Raw genomic sequence first — 20442 nt, 5'->3', positions numbered from 1 at the left:
AGCGCAGGTCGCCGCGGCTTGGCGCTGGGCGACCGAGTCACTTCACCTCGACGTCTGATTCCCGACCCTGTTACGAATCCGACAATCCGTTTTCGCGCAAAAAGTGAAGTAAATTCAATTTATTAGCTTCGGGTCCGGCGGTGGCATGGCCGTTGCTGAGTGAATTGCTGGCCGTGATGGAGCGTCGTGCTTCTGGCGGCCGCACACAGGTTGCGACGGAGCGAGTGAATGCCAGACGTCTCCGGACAGCGCGGGCCCAGGAATGCCCGAGAGGCCGGCTCTGCCCACGGGGGCACGGTCTCGGGGAGCCCGATGCCCCGGGTCATCCTGAACGATACCACGCTCCGCGACGGCGAGCAGGCGCCGGGCGTCGCCTTCGCCCTCGGAGAGAAGGTCGCGATCGCCCGTGCGCTCGCCCGTGCCGGTGTTCCCGAGATCGAGGCCGGCACCCCGGCGATGGGGGCCGACGAGATCGCTGCGATCAGGGCGATCGTCGAGGCCGGTCTGCCGGCGACCATCATCGGCTGGTGCCGGATGCGCGAGGCGGATGTCGATGCGGCGATCGCGGCGGGCGTCTCGATGGTGAATGTCTCCATCCCGACATCCGATGTGCAGATCGCCGCCAAGCTCGGTGGCAGCCGCAGCGCCGCGTTGGAGCTGGTCAAGCGCGTGGTCGGCCATGCGCGGAGCCGCGGACTGGCCGTTGCCGTCGGCGGTGAGGATTCGTCGCGCGCCGATGTCGGCTTTCTCGCCGAGGTGATCGCGACCGCGAAGTCGCTCGGCGCCCGGCGCTTCCGCGTTGCCGATACCCTGAGCGTGCTCGATCCCGAGGCGACGTCGGCGCTGGTCGGCGCCTTGCGAGCGACCACGGACCTGGAGATCGAGTTTCACGGCCATGATGATCTCGGTCTTGCCACCGCCAACACGCTGGCGGCGGTCAAGGCGGGCGCGACCCATGCATCGGTCACCGTGATCGGCCTCGGCGAGCGCGCCGGAAATGCTCCGCTGGAGGAGGTCGCGGTCGCGCTGCGGCAGCTCTATCGGCGTGAGACCGGCATCGTGCTGGCCGAACTCGATCACGTCGCCAATGTCGTGGCGGCCGCCGCGGCGCGCGCCATTCCACTCAACAAGGCCATTGTCGGCGAGCACGTCTTCACCCATGAATCCGGCATTCACGTCGACGGGCTGCTGAAGGATCAGCGCACCTATCAGGCCCTCGATCCGGGACTGTTCGGCCGCTCCAACCGGATCGTGATCGGGAAGCATTCCGGGCTGTCGGCGATCACCTCGCTGCTGTCGGATCTACGCCTGCCGGCGAGCGTCGACCAGGCCCAGCGCATCCTGGCGCGCGTGCGCAGGCATGCCGTCACTCACAAGGGGCCAGTGCCGAAAGAGGCCGTTGCGGCCATCTGGCGCGAAGTCTGCGATCACCCGCTGGCGAGCTTTGCCTGATCATGAGCGACATCGTCGACACACCCATTGCAAAGCCGATCGTCGCAGAGGCGAGCCGGCCTTCGCTGCTCCGCCTGATCCGCGAGGACATTGCGTGTGTCCGCTCGCGCGATCCGGCGGCGCGCAGCGAAATCGAGACGCTGCTGACCTATCCCGGCATTCACGCGCTGATCTGGCACCGCCTGGCGCATCGGCTGTGGATTCGCGGCTGGCGTTTTCCGGCACGCTTGTTGTCGTGGCTCGGACGTTTCCTGTCGAATGTCGATATCCACCCGGGCGCGGAGATCGGGCGCCGCTTCTTCATCGACCACGGCGCCTGCGTCGTGATCGGCGAGACGGCAGAGGTCGGCGACGACGTCACGCTCTATCACGGCGTCACCCTGGGCGGCACGTCGTGGTCGCCGGGCAAGCGGCATCCGACGCTGGAAAGCGGCGTCGTCGTCGGCGCCGGCGCCAAGATCCTCGGACCGATCACGATCGGACCGCGCACCCGCGTCGGTGCCAACTCCGTCGTCATTCAGAGCACGCCGCCCGACGTCACCGTGGTCGGCATCCCCGCCAAGGTGGTGCGGCCGGAGTTTACCCATCGTCGAACCGTCGGACGCATCGACCTGGATCATCATTTGATGCCTGATCCGGTCGGTGAGGCACTTTCCGTGATGCTGGACCGGATCGAATTCCTCGAAGCGCAGCTCGCTCACATCAGGCAAAAGATGCGCCAGGGACCGCCGCTTCCGGCGCCGACCTCTTTCTGCGAGGTTGATCCGATTTTGAGCCAAGGAGCAAAGCAATGACTGCGGCATCGCCGAACGTTCTGGACGAACTGAAGAAGACCTCCGCTGCCGAGGAGTTCTTCAAGCTGCTCGGTGTCGACTACGATCCGAAGGTGCTCAACGTCTGCCGGCTGCATATCCTCCGGCGAATGGGGCAGTATCTCGTCAGCGAGGACTTCTCCGACGTTTCCAACGAGGATGTCGCAGCCCGCTGCAAGTCGTTCCTGGAGCAGGCCTATCAGGACTTCCTCGTCTCCACGCCGCTCGATCAGCGGGTGTTCAAGGTGCTCAAGGAGGCGGTGGCGCCGCCGAAACCGGCTCCAAAGCCGTTCGTGTCACTGACGACGCTCAAGTAACGGACGAACTGAGGATCACTCCTACGAGCGCCGCCAGCACGACTGGCGGCGCTTCTGCTTTCAGGCGAGCCGTGCGCTTTCAAGCTCCTGTCGCATTCCCGACGCGTGTTGCTTGCGACGTGTCGGGCCTTGGCGGCGAGTTCTCAGCAACAGAGATCAGGTTCATGCGCCAAGGTGTTGAATCCGTGCCGATAATCATTGCGGCCGAAACTGGTACGACAATTGCTGTCCTGATCGCAGACCTACACACCGGAGTGATCGCATGCATATCGTCGTCTGCATCAAGCAGGTTCCGGACTCCGCGCAGATCCGCGTTCATCCGGTGACCAACACCATCATGCGCCAGGGTGTGCCGACCATCATCAACCCCTACGACCTGTTCGCGCTTGAGGCCGCGCTGCAGCTGCGCGACAAGTTCGGCGGTGAAGTGACCGTGCTGACCATGGGACCGCCGTCCGCCGAGGACTCGCTGCGCAGAGCGCTGACCTACGGGGCTGACCGCGCCGTGCTGCTGACCGATCGCTTCTTCGCCGGCGCCGATACACTGGCGACCACCTATGCGCTGGCGACAGCCATTCGCAAGGTCAGCGAGACCTTTGGCGCGCCCGACATCGTGTTCACTGGCAAGCAGACGATCGACGGCGACACCGCGCAGGTCGGCCCGGGCATCGCCAAGCGGCTGGGCCTGCTGCAACTCACCTATGTGGCGAAGATCAGCGAGGTCGATCCGGTGGCGCGCACGATCGAAGCCGAGCGTCGCTCCGAGGGTGGTGTTCAGGTGCTGAAGACCAAGCTGCCGTGCCTGGTGACGATGCTGGAGGCGACCAACGAGATCCGCCGCGGCGCCATGGCCGATGCGCTCCGTGCAGCGCGCGCGCAGATCGTCACCTGGAGCGCCAAGGACGCCGGCGTCGAGGACATCTCGAAGTGCGGCCTGAAGGGCTCGCCGACCATCGTGAAGCGGGTATTCGCGCCGTCGGCCCGGGCGGAGAAGGCAACCATGGTCGACTTCTCGAGTCGCGCGCCGGCCGACGCCCTGATCGAGGAATTGTTCAAGCGGCAGCCGAAGCTCGAAGCCGAACTGACGACGTCAGCGCACGGCTTCTGATCCATACGGCTTTTGACGGACCAAGGGACGACGATCATGAGCGAACCCACCAAAGCACCGCCCGCCGCAGCCGGTCGCGCCGCGACCAAGAAGGAGCTGCCGGAGCATTTCAAGGCCTACAAGCACGTCTGGGTATTCATCGAGCAGGAGCGCGGGCAGGTTCACCCGGTGTCCTGGGAACTGATGGGCGCCGGACGCAAGCTTGCCGACAAGCTGAAGGTCGATCTCGCGGCCGTCGTGATCGGGCCTCCCGGAGAAGCCGTGCAGCACGCTGCCGCGGAGTCGTTCTGCTATGGCGCCGATCTCGCCTACATCGTCGCGGACAGCGTTCTCACCGACTATCGCAACGAAGCCTACACCAAGGCGCTGACCGACGTCGTCAACACCTTCAAGCCTGAGATCCTGCTGCTCGGCGCCACCACGCTCGGCCGCGACCTCGCAGGCTCCGTTGCGACGACGCTGCTCACCGGTCTGACCGCCGACTGCACCGAGCTCGACGTCGATGCCGACGGCTCCCTGGCCGCGACGCGGCCGACCTTCGGCGGCTCGCTGCTCTGCACGATCTACACGCTGAACTATCGGCCACAGATGGCGACCGTCCGCCCGCGCGTGATGCCGATGCCGGACCGCGTCGAGAAGCCTGCGAGCCGCATCATCGAGCACAAGCTCGGTCTCGTGGAAGAGGATATCGTCACCAAGGTGCTGTCCTTCATTCCGGATCGCGATTCGGCCAAGTCCAATCTTGCCTATGCCGACATCGTCGTGGCCGGCGGGCTCGGGCTTGGCTCGCCGGAGAACTTCCAGCTCGTCAAGGGGCTCGCTTCGGTGCTCGGCGCCGAATTCGGCTGCTCGCGGCCGCTGGTGCAGAAGGGTTGGGTGACCTCCGATCGGCAGATAGGCCAGACCGGCAAGACCATCCGGCCCAAGCTCTACATCGCCGCAGGCATCTCCGGCGCGATCCAGCATCGGGTCGGTGTCGAGGGTGCCGACCTGATCGTTGCCATCAACACCGACAAGAACGCGCCGATCTTCGACTTCGCGCATGTCGGCATCGTCACCGATGCGATCCGGCTGCTGCCGGCGCTCACCGAGGCATTCCGCGCACGTCTGTCGCCGCATTCGCGCGACCGCATCGCGAGCTAGGCACCAGAGAGGGAGCAGGGCAATGATCGAGGAACGGTTCGACGCGATCGTCGTGGGGGCCGGCATGGCCGGCAATGCTGCTGCGCTGACCATGGCCAAGCGCGGCATGAAGGTGCTGCAACTCGAGCGCGGCGAGTATTCCGGCTCGAAGAACGTGCAGGGCGCGATCCTCTACGCCGACATGCTGGAGAAGCTGATTCCGGACTTCCGCGAGGAAGCACCGCTGGAGCGGCATCTGGTCGAGCAGCGCTTCTGGATGCTCGACGACAAGTCGCATGTCGGCCTGCACTACAAGTCGGACGACTTCAACGAGGAGAAGCCGAACCGTTACACGATCATCCGTGCCCAGTTCGACAAATGGTTCTCGTCCAAGGTCAAGGAAGCCGGCGCCACCGTGCTGTGCGAGACCACTGTGACCGAGCTGGCGCAGGATGCCTATGGCAAGGTGATCGGCGTCAAGACCGACCGGCGCGATGGCGAGATCCATGCCGACGTGGTCGTGCTCGCGGAAGGCGTCAACGGCCTGCTCGGGACTCGCGCCGGCCTGCGTGAGCGGCCGAAGCCGGAGAACGTCGCGCTGGCTGTGAAGGAGATGCACTTCCTGCCGCGCGAGACGATCGAGGCGCGCTTCAACCTGAAGGGCGACGAAGGTGCCGTCATCGAGGCCGTCGGCACGATTTCCCGCGGCATGACCGGCATGGGCTTCATCTATTCCAACAAGGAGTGCATTTCGCTCGGCATCGGCTGCCTCGTCTCCGACTTCCAGAAGACCGGCGAGACGCCCTACGGCCTGCTCGAGCGGTTCAAGCAGCACCCGTCGGTGGCGCCGCTGATCGAGGGGTCGGAAGTCAAGGAGTACTCGGCGCACCTGATTCCCGAGGGCGGCTATAATGCGATCCCGCAGCTCTGCGGCGATGGCTGGGTCGTGGTCGGCGATGCCGCCCAGCTCAACAATGCTGTTCACCGCGAGGGCTCCAATCTCGCGATGACTTCCGGACGCATCGCGGCTGAGGCGATCTTCCAGGTCAAGTCGCGCCGCGATCCGATGACCAAGGAGAACCTCTCACTTTACAAGAAGATGCTGGAGGACTCCTTCGTCATCAAGGATCTGAAGAAATACAAGGACATGCCGGCGCTGCTGCACAACCAGTCGCAGAACTTCTTCCTGACCTATCCGCAGCTCGTCTCCAAGGCGATGCAGAACTTCGTGCGCGTCGACGGGACACCGAAGAAGGAGAAGGAGAGCAGCACCGTGCGCTCCTTCGTGAATGCAAGGTCATGGACCGGCCTGTTCGGCGACGCCTTCAGGTTTGCTCGGGCGTGGCGATGATTGGTGAATGAACGAAACAGCTTAGGCGAGGGAGATCAGACATGAGCACGGACGTCGCAGTCAGGGTCGAAGACAAGCTGTTCTACAATCGCTATCAGGTCGATCCCGGCCGGGCCCATATCAAGGTCCGTCCGCATACGACGCCGACGCCGCAGTTAAAGGCGCTTCTCAAGGCCTGCCCGGCACGTTGCTACGAGCTCAACGACAAGGGCCAGGTCGAGATCACGGTGGACGGCTGCATCGAATGCGGCACCTGCCGGGTCATCGGCGAGGCCAGCGGCGATATCGAGTGGAGCTATCCGCGCGGTGGCTACGGGGTGCTGTTCAAGTTCGGCTGATGTCCGGCCGCCTGAGAGCGCCCCCGGGGCGGCGTGCTGTCGCAAATGCGACAAACGTTCCGCCGGTCGTCAATGCTATATCGTGACTGATATAGGTCATTGAGTTCGGTCGAGCTTTCTGTTTACATCTCGTTGCAGCAACGACGCTGCAATGGATGAGGAACAGCACGTGAAGCTGAGTGCACGAAACGTCTTGCCGGGAAAAATCATCTCTGTTGAGAAGGGCGCGACCACGGCCCACGTCAAGGTGGAGCTCGCCCCGGGACTCACGGTCTTCTCGGCGATCACCAACGAGGCGGTGGAGGAGCTCGCGCTTGCCGTCGGCGACAGCGTCTCCGCCGTCATCAAGTCGTCGGATGTGATGATCGGAAAATAGGAACGTGGTGCCGAATCGCTGCGCCGATCAGCCGGTCGACGCGTGGTGCGCGCGCAGGTCGAGCCACCAGGTTTCCATCGCGGAACGTGACGGCTGCAGCAGCGTGCCGAAGTCGCCCGCAAAGGTCCGCCAGTCGTCGATGCATTTCTGCGGCACGGCCGTCAGCACCGGAATCCCCGACGTGATTGCGTCGGCCAGCTCGCCACGCAACCCGCTTCCCGAGGCCTCCTGCTTGGAGAACTTGTTGATCACGATGAGGTCGGCGTGGGCCGCGATGGCGCGGTGAACGGCCATGCCGGCTTCGGCAAGGCCCGCAGTGTCGAGCTTGCAGGCGGTCGATCCGGTGCCGAGGTCCTGACAGATCGAGATCGTGTCGCCATTGGCGAGATCGATCACGTCCATTCCGCTTTTCTTGCCGACTTCGTCTCTCGTATTGCGCTGAACGATGCCGCCGACGCGGACGCCCCGTTGCAGCAGCTCCTGGGCAAAGGCGTCCAGCAAGGCATCGGCATCGTCGCCCGGTCCGTAGAGAATGGCGGCGAGACGGGGCTGATTGGGCTCAGCGGAAGCAGGAAGATCGTGCGGGATCATACGGGGCCTGGCGATCGGGGGCGGGCGGCGACCAGGGTTTATATAGAGAATGCAGCCTGTGGAGAAAGAGCAGATGTCGCGCGCGCCGACCACCGCTACGCACCATGATCTGGAAGCGCTGCTCCGCGACGATGTCCCCTATGGCGACCTGACGACGGAGACGCTCGGGATCGGCGCCGAGCCGGGCCTGATGCACTTCGCTGCGCGCGACCGCATGGTATTGGCCCTGGCCGAGGATGCGGCGGCCTTGATCGAGCTCACGGGCTGCCATGTCGAACTATTCGCCGGCAGCGGAACGGTGCTGGAGGAGGGGGCCCCGATCCTCCGTGCAGAGGGCGCGGCGGCAGGCCTGTTGCGGAGCTGGAAGGTGGCGCAGACGCTCATCGAGATCTGGTCCGGCGTCGCCACCGGGGCGGCTGCGATCGTCGGCGCGGCGCGCGCGATCAAGCCTGGCATTGCGGTCGCCTGCACGCGCAAGAGCGTCCCCGGAACCAAGCCGTTCGCCGTTGCCGCGGTGAAGGCGGGTGGCGCGGTGATGCATCGGCTCGGCCTGTCGGAGACGGTGCTGGTGTTTCCGGAACACCGGGCGTTTCTCGGCGATGCGCCGCTTGCCGATGTCGCCGAGCGGTTGCGGCGGAGCGCGCCGGAGAAGCGGCTCGTGATCGAGATCACCACGGTCGAGCAGGCCGTCGCCGCCGCCGTGGCCGGCTTCGACGTCATCCAGGCCGAGAAATTTTCGCCTGCCGACATCGCTGCGCTGACGGAGCGTATCGCCATCAGCGCGGCGCTGCCGCGGCGGCCGATCATTGCGGCCGCGGGTGGCGTGAATGCGCAGAACGCCGCTGCCTATGCTGCGGCGGGGGCAGACGTGCTGGTCACCTCGGCGCCCTATCTCGCGCGTCCCTGCGACGTGCAGGTGCGGATCAGCCCTGCCTCGGCCACGGCTTGACCGCGCGACCCGGCTACTGTGGGTGCCGCGGAGCGGCGCGCTTCTGGCGGTTGGCTCGCCATTCCATGAATTCACGGAACAGCCGGGGATCGGCTGAAACGCCGCTCGCCTGCAGATCGTTGGCCTGTGCATTCGCCCCCAGCATCTGGGCGGGCGGTGTATTGCGATCGAGCCAGTCCTGTGCCGTCTTGAATCTTGTCCAGCCCGCGATCGGCGCCAGCGGCGCCACCTCCTGCCATTTCGGGTGATATGGCGGCCGTTGCAGCGCCTGCATATTGCTGAAGAAGGCCTCGACGAGCAGAGACAGCCGGCGGTGACGGTCGCTGCCTGCCGGCCAGTTGAACGACGCCAGCACGGCCTCGGCCGCGATCGTGTTCACCGGCGCCGAGGCGCCGACGAGGTTCGGATAGTCCTCGGCGGACAATTGCGCCGGCAGATAGTCGTCGTGCAGAGCCTTGTCGTAGTCGACGGGCACGAGATGCAGATTGGGATCGCTGACCTGGCTCAGCCATTGCACTGGCTTGCCCTCGACCGTGATGATCGCGTCGATGTCGCCCTTGCGCAGCATGTCCAGCGCCAGCCGCGGCTCGATATAGAGCAGATGCGGCCTGATCCCGAGGCGCTCGAACACGTTGATCGAGGTGACGAAGGTGCCGCCGTCGGGCAGGTCGACGGCGATGGTCTTGCCGTCGAGCTCGTTCAGGCTGGTGATCGATCTCGGCGCCAGCACGTGCATCTCCTCGTTGAACAGCTTGGCGACATAGACCAGTTGTTCGCGGATGTTGTTGGCGAAGTCCTTGCGCTCGAGAAAGGCCAGGGTGTCCTTGCGGATGATGCCGGCGTCGACGCCGCGCAGCAGCAGGATGTCGGCGACCGATTGCACCGAGCCGCGGCCGATCACGGGAAGGATGCGCAGCTCCGTCCCCTTGTCGAGCGCGGATGCGAGGTCCGCGCCCATGTTGGCGTAGGTGCTGCCGAACGAGCCGGTCATCAGCGTGACGGTATTGGCATTCAGCTGGTTGGCCAGATCGCGCTTCGCCGTGCCGTAACGGAAGATGGTCTTGAAGGAATCGCTGACGCTGCCGGGATCGATACCGCTCCGGACCGGACCGAAGCGCTGCCACTTGCCGCCGGTAAACTGCATCATCTGCATCTGCTCCAGCGGCGCGTGATCATGGGTGCTGGTGTTGACGGTGATGCCGGGCGTCAGCATCGGCAATTTGAGGCTCTTCAGGGATGCCGCCTGCTTCATGATATTGTTGCGCGACAGGTCGTCGCCGCAACTCCGCAGCACTGCGACCATCGCGTTTGCCGCGAGGTAGCCGAAGGTCGCAAGACCATTGCTTCTCGGTACGTCGGGCAAATAGCGGTCCATGAAGGTGGACCATTCGCGGTAGGATGGATCGCCTGCAGCCGCGGCCTCCTCGCCCTCGTAGTAATAGCCCGCGGATAAGATGCCTTCGGCATTCTGCAGGCCGGCCGGCTGCATCACGGCGGAGACCGATTCCGAGACCGTCGAGATGATGTGGTCCGGACGCCAGCCGAGCTCGGCCGCGCGGCGGATCGCCATCACGGCGAACTTGGGCGTGGTCACGTCGAAGAAGATGTCGGCGCCGGATGCCTTCAACGTGGCGATCTGCTGATTGACGTTGGCGTCCGTCACCTTGTAGGTGGCTTCCGCGACGATCGGAAGCTTGCCACCCAGGCCGTCCTTCAATCCCTTGACGTAATCCTTGCCGAAATCATCGTCCTGATAGAGAAGCGCGATCTTGCCGCGGCTGTGGGTCTCCAGCAGGTACTGGGCATAGACGTGCGCCTCGGCCTGGTAGCTCGGCTGAAAGCCCATGGTCCACGGAAAGTCGTGGGGCTGGTCCCATTGCGAGGAGCCGGATGCCACGAACAATTGCGGAACTTTGTTGGCGTTGAGATAAGGGCGGACCGCCAGGTTGGGAGCCGTGCCCAGGCTGGCGAACATCAGGAGGACATTGTCCTCCTCGACGAGCTTGCGGGTCATCTCGACCGTCTTCTGCGGCGCATAGCCGTCGTCGTAGGAAATGAAGTTGACGCGCCGGCCGTTGATGCCGCCTTCGGCATTGATCTTGTTGAAGTAGGCCGCGATCGTCTTGCCGATGACGCCATAGGCGAGAGCCGGGCCGCTGTAGGGCATGGTGTTGCCGATGCGGATCTCGTTGTCCGCGGCGACCGCTTGATGTCCGGTCAGCGCCAGCGGAGCGGACAGAGCCAGCGCGAGGCATGCGGCTGCTCGAGGGGGGCTGTTCTTTGCATCCCGTGGTCTGCGACGTCGGCTCCATCTGGCGGCCAAGCAGGCGCGAACTGCAGCATGGATGCCGTGCATCATCAGTCCTCCCATCGATATTTGGTTCTCGGGCGCAGCAGATCGCGGCCGACCGTCTCGCAGGGAGCGGTCCGGGTCGCGTCTCGAGCGCTTCGAGATTTATGCGTTAGCGCGCAGCCGAGATGCGTCGGCTGGCTTCCGGCGATCCTTGCTCCGCAGCCCTGAGATACCAGGCGCGCGCCTTGGCTGCGTCGGGAACGGCACCGAGCAACCGCGATTTCGTTAGTTCGGCCGGGTCATAGGTGCGTGCGAGCAGGAGGGAGGCGTCCGCAATCCCGGCGTCGGAAAGCCGCGTCAGGATCAGGCGCGCGCTGGCGACGTCGCCCGCGGCGAGCAGGTCGCGTCCGCGCTTCATCAGGGCATCGACCTCGTCTCGCGGCAACGGAACGGTCGGGCGAGGCGAGGCCATCGGGAGCGCAGGGGAGGGGGGCGAGACCGTCGGTGCTGCCGCGGCCGGCGCAGGCGACGTGGGCGCCGAGGGCCATGGCCGCATCGTCAGTTCTGTACTGCTGGGAGCCGCGAGCGCGGCGACCGTCTGCGGCGGGTCTTCCTGGGCGACCTTGGCTTCCGCGGGATCGATCTGGGCCAGGCTTTCCAGCACGGCGGTCGGCATGATCGGGCTCTTGCCGCCCGGCGTCGGCCCGCCGTTCTCGAAGGAGACCATGTTGACCACCATCAGGGCAATGGAGGCCGCGATGCCGACGGCGGCGCCGATCTTGATGATGCTGCCCAGCCGCAACGATTTGTCCGGATCCTCCGGCGGCAGGGGCATCACCACGGGATCGAGCTTCGCGCTCCAGGCGCGGTGCACCTCCTCATCGTCGAGGTCAAGGGCCGCTGGCCGCGCCGGCAGGAAGCTTGGCCGGGACACCAGATGATGCGGCAGGGGGACGCCGTCGGCGGGCGGATCGAATGCCGTCGGGCCGGCCTCCGTCTGGCGGCGGCGCGGCGCATATCTGCGGAGCTCTTCGTTCGCCCAGGGCGGCGCTGGTTTCGCCGGATCGTTCTGATCTGGAGCACTCATCACTAGCCTCCTGTCTCCGACGAACGTGTCGTGGGAGATAGCTTCAGGACGTCGGGCGCGCGCGGTCCAACCGAAGCGCGCATGATGCGACATCGGGGACATTGCATCAACGCTTCCGTCGAGACCGACAGGTCCGGTTTCCTTCCGACATGCACGCCATCGTTTTCGCGCGCCCTGGTCACAATCGATGTTGCTTGGTCTCTAAGCTGATCAATGTTCTTGTCGGGAAGGGTGAGTAGGTAAGGCTATTTGATGGAAATTTCCCGGCGCGCCGCATCGGTGATTGCTCGCGATGCGCGAGACCGAGGCCGAGTTCTGCGCTTTGCGGAAAGATCGGCTGGAGTATCAGGATGCCGCAGTCATCTCGACTTTGCCGCGAGGTCAGGGGCTTAGCGGACCGAGGAGTTGCAGGCGTGCCGCGAAACTCTGCAACTCAGGCGAGAAAGCGCGAAAAACAAATGCGGCCGGACAATGCCGGCCGCATTCACATATCCGATCGATTTTTATTCCGCCGCCAACGCGACGGACACACAAGCGGCTTCGATCGCAACGGCAACCGACTGGATGATGGCGGCAAAGCGTACGGCGGTCTGGATCGTGGCCGCGGGCACGCCCGCGTCCTGCAGGACCTTCTCGTGCGAATCGATGCAGGTGCCGCAGCCGTTGATGGCGGACACCGCGAGCGACCACAGCTCGAAATCGGCCTTGTCGATGCCGGGGTTGGCGATGACGTTCATCCGCAGCCGGGCCGGCATCGTCGCGTACTCCTTGTTCGAGGCAAGGTGCACGAAGCGGTAATAGACGTTGTTCATGGCCATGATCGCGGCGGCCGATTTCGCCGCCGCCAAAGCGGCGGGCGACAGCTGCGCGGCCGCAACCGATTCCAACGCCGCCACGACGCTCGGATTGCGAGTCGCAATCGCGCAGGCGACGAACAGGCCGTACTTGGCCTGCGGCGGCAGCGTCTCGTCGGACGCCATGGACGACAGGTTGAGCCTGACGTCCTTGGCGAAGTCCGGGATCTGGTCCTTCAGCTGCTCGATCGACATGATCAGGCGACCTTCAGGGTCTCGCCGCCGACTTCGCGGTTGCACGGGCAGAGCTCGTCGGTCTGCAGCGCGTCGAGCACGCGCAGCGTGTCCTTCGGAGCGCGGCCGACATTCAGGTTGGTCGCATAGACGTGCTGGATCGTGTTGTCGGGATCGACGATGAAGGTGTAGCGGTAGGCGACGCCGTCGGGCGAGCGGACGCCGAGGCCGTCGACCAATGCGCCCTTGGTGTCGGCGAATTGCCAGATCGGCAGCTTGTGCAGATCCTTGTGGTCGCGCCGCCAAGCCAGCTTGCAGAACTCGTTGTCGGTCGAGCCGCCGAGCACGACGGCGTCACGATCCGCGAAATCCTTCGCAAGGCGCGCGAACTCGGCGATCTCGGTCGGGCAGACGAAGGTGAAGTCCTTCGGATAGAAGAAGATGATCTTCCATTTTCCGGGGAAGCTGGTCTCGGTCAGGGTCTCGAAGGCGCTCTCGCCCTTCTCTTCCTGAAGATGAAAGCCGGGTTTCACGCCGACGATTTCAAACGATGGCAGCTTGCTTCCGATTCCGAGCATTGGGGCACTCCAAGAAAATTATTGCGCTGCAATAGCGAGGCTCATTGTGCATTGCAAGCGATATGCCATTCGTTTTTAGTAGCAGTGGATTGTCGAAAACCCGACACTTGGCGGCAACATGCTGCAAGTGCGAGGTCGTGGCGATGGGGAGCTTGTGGATGGAGCTGGCTTAGAGCGTCGGCTTCGTGACATTGCGATCGGGCATCGAGCGACGACAGCCGGAGCGTGCGCGTCGTCGCCACGGCAAAAGGAGGTTGATGTCCCGCTGAGTCGGAGTGCCATGCGACCTCGTGTTGACGGTCTCGACGGCGGCCGACGTGCAATTTCTTTGTGCGGCCGAAGTGGCAAAATTGACATTATCGCCTTAGTAGCGATGCACGTTTGACCACGGCGACTCCTGAAGCGGCAGCAAGGCGACAAGCCGTCGGCAGATCGCGGCGCGGCACGGCGCAAGGTGTCGCACAGCGCACAGTGTTGTCAGCTTTTCAGCAGATCGCGTCTGTTATTTCGCCTTGCTGCGCGATGATCTGACCATAGTCTCCTCGCAGATTTTCATCACCATGAGCGAAACTGTCTCGGCATCAAAATCAAGCGCGAGCCTGTCGATCGATCGACAATGATTTCTCGCGACCTCAGCCGCGCTCGCTAGCTGCCTTGGACGGTCGTGAGCGGCCAGTCTCCGATGATGCGGAAACGCTGGTGGGCATTGGGCTGGCGGAACAACACAATCCTGTCGATCCGGAGCTCTGTCAGTGACAGTGCCGCGAATCTCTCCTGCAGCATCGTCAGGATCGGCCGGCGCCGTTCGTCGGACAGCCGGCAGGTCAGCGTCATGTGGAAGCGGAAATCCTCCATGACATAGGGATAACCCCAACGATCGAGATGATCGCGCTGCCGTGGTGTCAGCAGATCCGGCTTGCGCCGAGCACGGTCGTCGGCGGTCATCGGTGCGCGAAACGGCTCGAAGGCCTGGACACAATCGGCCGCGAACTGCTGCAGGATGGGGGACAGCTCGCCAGGGATCATCGCGATGAATCCGCTGATCGCGTCCACGATCGGACGGATGGCCGGGACGGCTCGCGGCGTGGCCGCGAACTCAGCGCAAGCGGCGCAGAGCGCGGCTTCGCTCTCCGCATCCGCCAGCTCGAACGGAGCCTTCAAGGTCGCGTGAAAGCCGTATTTGCGCGGGTCTGCGGTCAGCTCAGCCCAGTCTGGAACCGTGCGGACGATCTCGCTCGGAAAGCTGCGGTCATCGCCGCTCCACGCGTCGTAACCGAGCAGGCGCGCGCCGAATTCCGCCAGGTCGGCTGTTGCTGGTGGAGCATAGTAGATCGCATAGCGCGGAAATTTGGCCATGGTTCGCTACTCCGCCGCCATGGCACGCGCCGGCCGGGCGTTCAGCCGGTCCATCTCGGTGAGATAGACCAGCCGGCCGGACGCGATCACAGCGACGACGCGGGGGCGCAAAGGCATGCGGTCGTCGACCAGAATGATATCGGCGCGGCGGCCCTCGGCGAGCACGCCGCGGTCCGCCAGCCCGGCTGCGCGTGCAGGGCCGCCCGAGATCAGATCCCAGGCGCGCACCAGCGGAAGAACGCCGTCGGCCGCAAGCCGGTACGCTGCCAGCAGCGGCGCGGGATAGTAGTAGTCGGAGGCCAGCACCGAGCAGAGGCCCTTGGCGATCATGTCGCTGGCCTTCGTCCACCCGGTATGGCTGCCGCCACGGACGACGTTGGGCGCGCCGAATACGATCGCGTCGCCCCCTTGAGCGGCCTCGCGTGCAGTCTCCTCGTTGACCGGAAATTCTGCAATGGTCACTCCCTGGCTGCGAAACGCCTTGCGCATGGCCGGGCTGTCGTCGTCGTGCGACAGCATGCGGACACCAGCCTTGCGTGCGATCTCGGCCAGCCGCGCGATCGAGGCCGGAACAGCATCGGCGCGAGCGGCGATGCGCGCGACCAACCGGTCGAACTCCGCGCCGGGCAGGCCGGTGCGATCGACCATGCGCTGGCGCTTGTGCGGCTTGTCCAGACTCGCCACCGTCGAGTCCATGTGATCGTTGAAGGCGAACAGGTCGACGCGCCGGTCGGCGAGCCATTGCCAGATCTCCTCCTCGTCGTCGAGATTGAAGGTCTCGTGGCGCAGATGGAAGCGCGTGTCGGCTGCGAGCCGCGGGCGAAGCGCTTCGATCGATTCGAGCAGGCGCCGCGCATTGTCGGCGCTGCGCAGGCCCGGCTCCCATGACCAGGTCGTCGCGTGAAAGACCGTGGTGATGCCATTGCTGATGGCCTGGCGGTCGCTGTCGATCAGCGCAACGTCTGTCGGGAAATCGACCCCGGCGCGCGGCATCATCTGGCGCTCGAACGCATCGCCGTGGATGTCGACGATGCCGGGGAGCACGGTGAGCCCCTCCGCATCGAGTTCGAGACCCGACCGGCGTCCCGGTGTCCCGATGCCAGCGATCACGCCGCCGGATATGATCAAGGAAGTGTCTACGAGGTCGGTATCGGCGAGGCAGCGGCCCCGCGAGATGGAGATATCGGTCATGGGGCGGCACTCTGCCGCACCGCGACGCGCGCGTCGAGGGCAGCCTCGTATTTGTCCAGGAAGTCGGTGATCTCGAGCTTGCGGAAATCGGGAAGCGCCGCGCGCAGCGCCTCGTGATTCCAATCCCACCACGCCAGATCCAGCAGCCGCTGCTCGACCTCGCGCGGAAACCGGCGCTTGATCGGGCGCGCCGGATTGCCGGCGACGACGGTATAGGCCGGAACGTCCTTGGTAACGATGGCGCCAGCCGCCACGACCGCGCCGGTGCCGATGTTGCGGCCCGGCAGCACGATCGCGCCATGGCCGATCCAGACGTCGTGTCCGATCTGGACATGATGCTCTCTCCGCCAGGCGAAGAACTCCACATCGTCGGGCTCTCCTGGAAAATAGGCGCTGGCGCGATAGGTGAAATGGGCCTGCGTCGCCCGCTGCATCGGGTGGTTGCCCGGATTGATCCGGGTCATCGCCGCGATCGAACAGAACTTCCCGATCGTCGTGTAGGTGATCTGGGAATCGTTGACCACATAGGAGTAGTCGCCCATCGTCACCTCCTGCAGGATGGTGCGGGCGCCGACCTCACAATAGGCGCCAAGCGTCACGTCCTGGAGCTTGGCCGAAGGGTCAACGGTTGGTTCAATTGAAAGCGACTTGCCGGCCATCTCACGTCCTGACTCTACTCTCTACATCTGTGAAGGTGTCGGATCTCCCCTATGACAGGCGCGTGACATCTGCATGACTGCGACCGGCGTGTGGACGAGTGCGGCGCTGCGGTGTCGCTGTCACATAACTGTAGAATCCAGACGCTAGCGATAGGCCAGAGCGAGGCGTCTGGAGAATTCAATGCTGGTGGTGGATGGCCTGACGTGCCGTTTTGGCATGAAAGCCGCAGTCGACAATGCTTCCTTCTCAGTTGCACCCGGCAGCTTCGTCGGCGTGATCGGGCGTTCCGGCGCCGGCAAGTCGACCTTGCTGCGGTCCATCAATCGTCTGAGCCCGGTGAGCGGCGGCCGCATCCTCTTCAAGGATCTCGACGTGACGGCGCTGCGCGGCCGCGATCTGCGGCAGTGGCGTGCGCGCTCGGCGATGATCTTCCAGCAGTTCAATCTGGTCGGCCGATTGGACGTGCTGACGAACGTGCTGATGGGGCGACTCGCCGAAATCCCGTCGTGGCGCTCGCTGGCGCAGCTCTGGCCGGCGGAGGATGTCGCCATGGCGCTGTCCGCGCTCGAGCAGTTCGACATGGCCTCCCTCGCAGCGCAGCGCGCCGATCAGCTCTCGGGCGGGCAGCAGCAGCGCGTCGCGATTGCGCGCGCGATGGTGCAGAACCCCGAGATCATTCTCGCAGACGAGCCGATCGCCTCGCTCGATCCCCGTAACACCAAGATCGTGATGGACGCGCTGCTGCGCATCAACAAGCATTTCGGCATCACCGTCGTCTGCAACCTGCATTCGCTCGATCTGGCGCGCAGCTATTGCGATCGCCTGATCGGCATGGCGACCGGACGGATCGTGTTCGACGACGTGCCGTCGGCGCTGACGGCGCAGATCGCACGTGAGCTCTACGATCTCGAGGCGGACGAGGTGATGGGTTCGATCCATCCGGCACCGGCGGCAACGGTGCCGGCACTCGGCGAAGCCGCCGTGGCCTGAGACGCGGATTTCTGCAAGCTCGAGCGTCCGCATGGCGCGGGGGCGAGACCTGTTACTTACTGCAACAAGAGGGCATGTTATGATCAATCGTCGCATCGTTCTGGCGGGCGTCGCTGCGCTGGCTTTCACGGCCTCGGCGTCAGCCGAGGACTGGAAGGCGAAGTATCCTGAGCTGACCTTCGCCGTGGTCCCGGCAGAGAACGCTTCGGGTGTCACCGAGCGCTGGACGCCTTTCGTGAACTATCTCTCGAAAGAGCTGGGCGTGAAGGTGACGCTGCGTATCGCCAACGATTACGCGGCCGTGATCGAAGGTCAGCGCGCCGGCAACATCCACATCGCGAGCTATGGCTCGGCGTCGTTTGCCCGCGCCCGGCTCACCGGCGTCAAGACCGATGCCTTCGCCAACGACATCAACTCCGACGGCAGCACCGGCTATTATTCGGTGTTCTTCGTCAAGGCGAGCAGCCCGTACCGGAAGGTCGAAGACCTCAAGGGCAAGAATCTCGGCCTCGTCGATCCGAACTCAACGTCGGGCAACAACGTGCCCCGCTTCGAGCTCAACAAGATGGGCGTGACCGACGCCGAGACGTATTTTGGCAAGGTTGTCTTCACCGGCAGCCACGAGAACGCGGTGCTGGCCCTGTCCCAGGGGACTGTCGACATCGCGGCCAACCAATGGACGAGCGACAACGATTCGACGTTGGCCCAGATGCTGACCAAGGGCATGCTGAAGAACGCTGACGGTTCGCCGATGAAGAAGGACGACTTCCGCATCATTCACAAGTCGGCGCCGATCATCAACGGCCCCTACGCCTACAACACGGACCTGCCGGACGATCTGAAATCGGCGATCGCCAAGGCCTTCTTCGATGCGCCGATCAAGGACAAGGCCGCCTTCGACCGTCTCTCCGACGGCCAGAAGAAGGGCTTCCACCCTGCCACGACGAAGGACTGGGACGGCACGATCGACCTGATCAAATTCGTCGACAGCCTGCGCAAGAAGGCGTCCTGATCGACGATCCATCGATGGTGAGCCGGGTCCCGTGGGGCCCGGCTCGTCCGTTGAAGAATCCCTCACACGTCCGAACCAAGAGCAGCACGAAGCCGATGGCTGTTGCCGTTTCGATCCTTCCGAGCCAGCAGCTTGCGGCTCTGAACGAGACCTATCGGCGGGCCGTTTCGCGCCGTCGATTGCGTCTTGCCCTGTCCGCCATGGTATTCCTGGCGGTGCTCTTCGCCGCGGCCATCGGTGCCGAGGTCAATCTGCGGACGTTCTATACCTACTTCGGCAACTTCATCAGCTACTTCGATCGCATCTTCACGCTCGACGACGGGCAGCGGGTCTGGACCAATCTGCCCGAATGGTTCTGGGGCTTCAAGAAGTGGATCAAGCTGCTGGCAGAGACGCTGCTGATCAGCTACGTCGGCACGATGGCCGGAATGCTCGTCGCATTCGGTCTCAACTTCCTCGCCGCCGAGAACACCTCGCCCGCGCCGTGGATCCGCTTCACGGTGCGCCGGCTCCTGGAATTCGCCCGCACCGTTCCGAGCGTCGTGTTCGCCCTGATCTTCGTCATTGCTTTCGGGCTTGGGCCGATCCCGGGCGTGCTCGCCATCGCCCTTCATTCGAGCGGTGCGCTCGGCAAGCTGTTCTCCGAGGTCGTTGAGAATGCCGACATGAAGCCGGTCGAGGGCGTGCGCGCCACCGGCGCGAGCTGGCTGTCTTGCATGCGATTTGCCGTGCTCCCTCAGGTTATTGCGGGTCTCTCCAGCTACACCTTGCTGCGCTTCGAGATCAACGTGCGCGAGGCTTCCGTGATGGGCTTCGTCGGCGCCGGCGGCATCGGCCAGGAGCTCGTGGTCGCGATCCGCAAGTTCTACTATTCCGACGTCAGCGCCATACTCGTCATGATCGTGGTCACGGTGTTCCTGATCGATATCGGCACCGGCTGGCTACGCGGCCGCCTGTTCGGCTCGGAGGCCCGCACATGAGCATCTCCGGCTCACCGGACGCGAAGCAGCTTGCCGAGCGCTACCCGCATATTTTCAATCGGTCCCTGTCCGCACGTTTCGCAACGCCGGTCGTGCTGCTGCTGGCTCTGGCCATCTTCGTCTTTGGTCTCGTCGATCTCGACTTCTCGCCGTCGCGGATGCTGTCCGGCCTCGGCCAGCTCGGCTGGATCGCGCGAATGATGCTGCCGCCAGATCCTGGCTCGTCGCTTCCGATCTATCTCAAGGCGCTCGGCGAGACGCTCTCGATCGCGGTGCTCGGCACCACCTTGGCGGCCGTCTTCGCGCTTCCGGTCAGCCTGCTTGCGGCCAGGAATATCGTCCCGTCGGCCGTCTTCCGCTTTCCGGTGCGTCGCCTGTTCGACACCATTCGCGGCGTCGACACGCTGATCTGGGCGCTGGTCTGGATCAACGTCGTCGGCCTCGGGCCCTTCGCCGGCGTGCTGGCGATTGCGGTTTCGGATTTCGGTGCGCTCGGCAAGCTGTTCTCGGAGGCGATGGAGAGCGCCGACCGGAAGCAGGTTGAGGGCGTGCGTGCGGCCGGCGGCAGCGCGTTGCACGAGATCCGCTTCGGCCTGCTGCCGCAGGTTCTTCCGGTGATTGCCGGCCAGGTGCTCTACTTCATCGAATCCAACACGCGCTCGGCGACGATCATCGGCATCGTCGGCGCGGGCGGCATCGGGCTACAACTGGCCGAGCAGATCCGCGTGCTGGAATGGCAGAAGGTGTCGTTCCTGATCCTGATGATCCTGGTGGCGGTGGCCGCGATCGACTGGATCTCGGGCAAGCTGCGCTTTGCGATCATCGGTCGCCGCGCCGTCGCTTGAACGTCG

General features: G+C 64.5%; 21 protein-coding genes. 13 read left to right on the top strand and 8 right to left on the bottom strand.

Annotation, left to right across the window (positions count from 1 at the left end; translation table 11 throughout):
• The first annotated feature begins 312 nt into the window (after positions 1–312).
• The 8 genes from nifV to QX135_RS27040 all read left to right on the top strand — a co-directional run bounded on the left by nifV (position 313) and on the right by QX135_RS27040 (position 6876).
• Complete coding sequence (nifV, locus tag QX135_RS27075) at positions 313–1452, top strand: homocitrate synthase (RefSeq protein ID WP_316182348.1); 1140 nt, start codon at positions 313–315, stop codon at positions 1450–1452.
• A gap of 2 nt (positions 1453–1454) precedes the next feature.
• The gene (gene cysE, locus QX135_RS27070) at positions 1455–2246 is read left to right on the top strand and encodes a serine O-acetyltransferase (protein WP_316182346.1); all 792 of its coding nucleotides are present in this window, start codon (positions 1455–1457) and stop codon (positions 2244–2246) included.
• A complete protein-coding gene (gene nifW / locus QX135_RS27065) occupies positions 2243–2581 on the top strand; it encodes a nitrogenase stabilizing/protective protein NifW (protein ID WP_315740990.1) in 339 nt (112 codons plus the stop codon). The genes cysE and nifW overlap by 4 nt, the downstream gene beginning before the upstream one ends.
• A gap of 262 nt (positions 2582–2843) precedes the next feature.
• A complete protein-coding gene (locus QX135_RS27060; protein ID WP_315740991.1) occupies positions 2844–3689 on the top strand; it encodes an electron transfer flavoprotein subunit beta/FixA family protein in 846 nt (281 codons plus the stop codon).
• A 36-nt stretch (positions 3690–3725) separates the two neighbouring features.
• Positions 3726–4832, top strand: a complete 1107-nt coding sequence (locus QX135_RS27055; RefSeq protein WP_315756198.1) for an electron transfer flavoprotein subunit alpha/FixB family protein — start codon at positions 3726–3728, stop codon at positions 4830–4832.
• Between the two features lie 22 nt (positions 4833–4854).
• Complete coding sequence (locus QX135_RS27050; RefSeq protein WP_315740993.1) at positions 4855–6162, top strand: FAD-dependent monooxygenase; 1308 nt, start codon at positions 4855–4857, stop codon at positions 6160–6162.
• Between the two features lie 41 nt (positions 6163–6203).
• Positions 6204–6500 carry a ferredoxin family protein gene (locus tag QX135_RS27045; protein ID WP_172112536.1) on the top strand — a complete coding sequence of 99 codons (297 nt, stop codon included), beginning with the start codon at positions 6204–6206 and terminating at the stop codon, positions 6498–6500.
• A 169-nt stretch (positions 6501–6669) separates the two neighbouring features.
• Positions 6670–6876, top strand: a complete 207-nt coding sequence (locus QX135_RS27040; protein ID WP_315741026.1) for a molybdopterin-binding protein — start codon at positions 6670–6672, stop codon at positions 6874–6876.
• A 27-nt stretch (positions 6877–6903) separates the two neighbouring features.
• Here the strand turns inward: QX135_RS27040 and QX135_RS27035 are convergent, their stop codons facing one another.
• The gene (locus QX135_RS27035) at positions 6904–7467 is read right to left on the bottom strand and encodes a DUF2478 domain-containing protein (protein WP_316182441.1); all 564 of its coding nucleotides are present in this window, start codon (positions 7465–7467) and stop codon (positions 6904–6906) included.
• A 73-nt stretch (positions 7468–7540) separates the two neighbouring features.
• On the opposite strand from QX135_RS27035, the gene modD reads away from it, so the two are divergent.
• A complete protein-coding gene (gene modD, locus QX135_RS27030) occupies positions 7541–8416 on the top strand; it encodes a ModD protein (protein WP_316163556.1) in 876 nt (291 codons plus the stop codon).
• A gap of 13 nt (positions 8417–8429) precedes the next feature.
• On the opposite strand, the gene QX135_RS27025 is transcribed toward modD, so the two are convergent.
• The 7 genes from QX135_RS27025 to QX135_RS26995 form a co-directional block, all read right to left on the bottom strand.
• Complete coding sequence (locus tag QX135_RS27025) at positions 8430–10775, bottom strand: ABC transporter substrate-binding protein (protein ID WP_316182343.1); 2346 nt, start codon at positions 10773–10775, stop codon at positions 8430–8432.
• 103 nt (positions 10776–10878) lie between these two features.
• On the bottom strand, positions 10879–11796 hold the full coding sequence (locus QX135_RS27020) for a sel1 repeat family protein (protein ID WP_315740996.1): 918 nt from the start codon (positions 11794–11796) through the stop codon (positions 10879–10881).
• Between the two features lie 503 nt (positions 11797–12299).
• The gene (locus QX135_RS27015) at positions 12300–12845 is read right to left on the bottom strand and encodes a carboxymuconolactone decarboxylase family protein (RefSeq protein WP_316182341.1); all 546 of its coding nucleotides are present in this window, start codon (positions 12843–12845) and stop codon (positions 12300–12302) included.
• Between the two features lie 2 nt (positions 12846–12847).
• On the bottom strand, positions 12848–13402 hold the full coding sequence (locus QX135_RS27010) for a peroxiredoxin (protein WP_315713058.1): 555 nt from the start codon (positions 13400–13402) through the stop codon (positions 12848–12850).
• A 645-nt stretch (positions 13403–14047) separates the two neighbouring features.
• Positions 14048–14758, bottom strand: coding sequence for a DUF1045 domain-containing protein (locus QX135_RS27005; protein ID WP_316182337.1), 711 nt, complete (start codon positions 14756–14758; stop codon positions 14048–14050).
• Between the two features lie 6 nt (positions 14759–14764).
• Entirely contained in the window at positions 14765–15949 is a 1185-nt protein-coding gene (locus QX135_RS27000; protein ID WP_316182335.1) for an alpha-D-ribose 1-methylphosphonate 5-triphosphate diphosphatase, read from the bottom strand.
• Positions 15946–16608: a chloramphenicol acetyltransferase gene (locus tag QX135_RS26995; RefSeq protein WP_316182333.1), complete on the bottom strand. Its 663-nt coding sequence runs from the start codon at positions 16606–16608 to the stop codon at positions 15946–15948. The genes QX135_RS27000 and QX135_RS26995 overlap by 4 nt, the downstream gene beginning before the upstream one ends.
• Positions 16609–16789: 181 nt before the next feature.
• On the opposite strand from QX135_RS26995, the gene phnC reads away from it, so the two are divergent.
• The 4 genes from phnC (at position 16790) to phnE (QX135_RS26975) (ending at position 20436) form a co-directional block, all read left to right on the top strand.
• Positions 16790–17599, top strand: a complete 810-nt coding sequence (gene phnC, locus QX135_RS26990; protein WP_315741001.1) for a phosphonate ABC transporter ATP-binding protein — start codon at positions 16790–16792, stop codon at positions 17597–17599.
• Positions 17600–17678: 79 nt separating this feature from the next.
• On the top strand, positions 17679–18611 hold the full coding sequence (gene phnD / locus QX135_RS26985; RefSeq protein WP_315741002.1) for a phosphonate ABC transporter substrate-binding protein: 933 nt from the start codon (positions 17679–17681) through the stop codon (positions 18609–18611).
• A gap of 95 nt (positions 18612–18706) precedes the next feature.
• Positions 18707–19591, top strand: coding sequence for a phosphonate ABC transporter, permease protein PhnE (gene phnE, locus QX135_RS26980; protein WP_316182332.1), 885 nt, complete (start codon positions 18707–18709; stop codon positions 19589–19591).
• Positions 19588–20436: a phosphonate ABC transporter, permease protein PhnE gene (gene phnE / locus QX135_RS26975; RefSeq protein WP_315756190.1), complete on the top strand. Its 849-nt coding sequence runs from the start codon at positions 19588–19590 to the stop codon at positions 20434–20436. Before phnE (QX135_RS26980) ends, phnE (QX135_RS26975) begins: the two co-directional genes overlap by 4 nt.
• The last annotated feature ends 6 nt before the right edge of the window (positions 20437–20442 follow it).

Origin of the sequence: Bradyrhizobium sp. SZCCHNR1098 (assembly GCF_032489375.1) — a bacterium.
GTDB lineage: Bacteria > Pseudomonadota > Alphaproteobacteria > Rhizobiales > Xanthobacteraceae > Bradyrhizobium.
The sequence above is the reverse complement of the archived record's forward strand: the minus strand, read 5'-3'. Positions and strand labels throughout refer to the sequence as shown.